The 2,314-nt window shown below is 64.9% G+C and carries 2 protein-coding genes and 1 pseudogene; all 3 read right to left on the bottom strand.

What is annotated here, in order from left to right; translation table 11 throughout:
• A pseudogene (locus EOA60_RS29310) lies at positions 1-260 on the bottom strand (hypothetical protein); the annotation flags it as partial.
• Positions 261-315: 55 nt separating this feature from the next.
• Positions 316-1,467 carry a Xaa-Pro peptidase family protein gene (locus EOA60_RS29305; protein ID WP_067326575.1) on the bottom strand — a complete coding sequence of 384 codons (1,152 nt, stop codon included), beginning with the start codon at positions 1,465-1,467 and terminating at the stop codon, positions 316-318.
• The gene (gene pgeF, locus EOA60_RS29300; RefSeq protein ID WP_095823261.1) at positions 1,467-2,255 is read right to left on the bottom strand and encodes a peptidoglycan editing factor PgeF; all 789 of its coding nucleotides are present in this window, start codon (positions 2,253-2,255) and stop codon (positions 1,467-1,469) included. The genes EOA60_RS29305 and pgeF overlap by 1 nt, the downstream gene beginning before the upstream one ends.
• Between the last annotated feature and the right edge of the window lie 59 nt (positions 2,256-2,314).

Raw genomic sequence — 2,314 nt, 5'->3', positions numbered from 1 at the left:
ACCTGCAGCCGGGTCTTGGCGATGGCGGCGGCCTGAGCCGGGGTGGCAGGCGTTGAAGCCGCCGCGGTCGCTGTGGGCGCGGGCGCGGTGGTCGTTGTTGGCGATGCGGTGGCCGACGTGCCCTGGGTGGCCGGCAGAGCCTGGGCCGAACCCGCCGGCGGCTTGACGGCAGAAGGATCGAGGACGTCCTTGGCGTTGGTGCAGGCGGCCAGCGCCAGCGCCGCAAGCAATGACACGGTCGTCACCTGCGATCGTCTCATTTGCCCGACAACTCCCTGGTGGCGAACGCCCCCGCGTGAACCAACCATTATGGATTCACTGCACGATCAAGTCGAGATCATGGCGCGAGAGCGGCTTCGGCGCCGATTCCGTGGTAAGATAGGTGCGGCCAAGCGTCATCGCCGTATCGGTTTCCGAATCCATGATGATCATATGCGCGAACAGCGTCATGCTGGGCGCGATCGGCTCCGGATTGCCCTGGTAGAACATCGGCATGTCCATCCAGGACGGCGTGAAGCGGGCGCCGAGCGAATAGCCGCAGGCGTTCAGCCGGTGCTTGGTCAGATTATGCGCCTCGAGCGTACGGGCATGCGCGTCGAAGACGTCGCCGAAGGAATTGCCCGGCGTCATCGCCTTCTCGACGGCAAGCAGAGCCGCGCGGGCGGCATCGAACAGTTCCTGGTGGCGCTTCGAGATCTTCCCGGTCAAAACGGTGCGCATCATCGCCGCGTGATAGTGATGGAAGACGCCCGCCCATTCGAGCGTCAGCTGGTCGTTCTTGGTGAGCTTGCGGCGGCCGGCCTTGTAGCGGCAGAGCAGGGCATCGGCGCCGGAGCCGATGATGAATTCGTTGGCGGGATAGTCGCCGCCGCCGGCAAAAACTGCTCCTTGCATGGCGGCCAGGATCAGCGCCTCGTCGCCGCCCTGCTTGATCAGCGGCAGCGCGGCATCGAGCGCATCGTCGGCGAGGCTTGCGGCTTTTTCGGCCTTGGCGATCTCGGCCGGACTCTTGAAGAGACGCAGCCGGCCGACGATTCCGGAAGCATCGGCGATCTGGCCGAAGGTCTGCAACTGCTCGTCCACGCGACGGCCATTGTAGGCCGTGAGGCCGTGCGTGTCGTATTCCACGCCGATGCGGGCGCCAAGCAGATCGAGATCGTTGAGCAGGTTGCGCAGGTCGATCGCGGGATTGGCGCCATCACGATCGGTCCACAATACGATATTCTCGATGGTCGAGGTGTTTCGCGCCTGCCTCAAATCGGCCGAGCGGGTGAGCAGCACCATCGAGCCGTCGCCCTTCACCACCAGGCACTGGAAGAAGCAGAAGCCGAAAGTGTCGTAGCCGGTCAGCCAGTACATGCTCTCCTGCGCGAACAAAAGCACGGCGTCGAGCTTCTTCTCGGCCATCTCGATCAGCAGCCGGTCGCGCCGCGCGTCGAATTCCGAACGTTCGAAATGCAGCGCCATTACTCTTTCTCCAGAACGATTGCCGAGACCTGCCGCCCGTAATCCGCTTCCTTGCGGTGGGTGGTGCGGCGGTAGGAATAGAAAAGGTGTTCTTCCGCGTAAGTGCAGCGGCCGAGCCCGTCGGCGGTCACGCCGGCCTTGCGCAACCGGTCGACCGTATATTGGTTGAGGTCGAACATCGAGTGGCCAGGGTTCTGCGACGACTTGAAGTAGCGTTGATTGCCGGCGTCGGCCTCGATGAAGCGAGCGACGAATTCCGGTCCCACCTCGTAATTGTCGGGTCCGATGGAAGGGCCGAGCACGGCGACGATGCGATCGCGGCGGGCGCCGAGCCCTTCCATCGCGGCTACGGTGTTTTCGAGCACGCCGGTGAGGGCGCCTTTCCAGCCGGCATGGGCCGCGCCGATGACGCGCGCCTCCGCGTCGGCGAACAGCACCGGTCCGCAATCGGCCGTCGAGGCGCCGACAGCGATGCCCGGCCGGTCGGTGACGATGGCGTCTGCCTTGGGGCGAGCGCCGGCAAAAGGCTCCTTGGCAATGACGACATCGGGAGAATGGACCTGGTGCGCGGTGAGGAGATGATCCGCCGGCACGCCCATCCAGTAGGCAACGCGGCGGCGGTTCTCGGCAACCAGCGTCTGATCATCGCCGGAGCCCGTGCCGATGTTGAGGCCTTGATAGATGCCGCCGGAGACGCCGCCGATGCGGGTGAAATAGCCGTGGCGTATGCCTGGCGCCTTCGCAAGCAGCGGCGAGCGTACTGGATCGGGTCTGGTGTGATTCAGCATGGAAGGGTTTGTTGTCCGCGTGGGCGATTTCCGAGGCGGTCAAGCGCCTTGCCGGCCCC

It is taken from the genome of Mesorhizobium sp. M1A.F.Ca.IN.020.06.1.1 (assembly GCF_004023265.1).
Taxonomy (GTDB): Bacteria; Pseudomonadota; Alphaproteobacteria; order Rhizobiales; family Rhizobiaceae; genus Mesorhizobium.
This window is presented reverse-complemented; position numbering and strand designations above follow the sequence as displayed.